Source organism: Mesorhizobium sp. M2E.F.Ca.ET.219.01.1.1, assembly GCF_004016445.2.
In the GTDB taxonomy this organism is placed as follows: Bacteria; Pseudomonadota; Alphaproteobacteria; order Rhizobiales; family Rhizobiaceae; genus Mesorhizobium.
The window spans coordinates 1-285 of sequence record NZ_SADT02000277.1 but is presented as its reverse complement, the minus strand read 5'-3'; the positions used below and the strand labels follow the sequence as shown (position 1 = coordinate 285).

General features: G+C 65.3%; 1 pseudogene. It reads right to left on the bottom strand.

The features are described 5' to 3' along the window. Positions 1 to 285 (bottom strand): annotated as a pseudogene (locus tag EN862_RS35820) (FAD-dependent oxidoreductase); the annotation flags it as partial.

Sequence of the window (285 nt, the reverse complement as noted above, 5' to 3'; positions counted from 1 at the left end):
GCCGACATGTTCGCGCACATGCCGGTGCTCGTCGCCGACGGCAGCAAACCAGTTCTGCCGGACCATCGAATAGACGTCCTTTGCCTCGACGCTCTCCGGCGCGAACCAGTTTGGCCGCTCCCAGCCGAGCTTCAAGCCGAACACGGCGCGCTGCCGTTTCAACCGCTCATACAGCGGCGAGACGATGCGCGGCCGGCCGCTGGCATACTCCTCGTGCGGAAAGCCGATCGTGTAATGCTTGCCATAGGCTTCCAGCGTGCGCTCGCACACCCAGTGCCGGTCGCG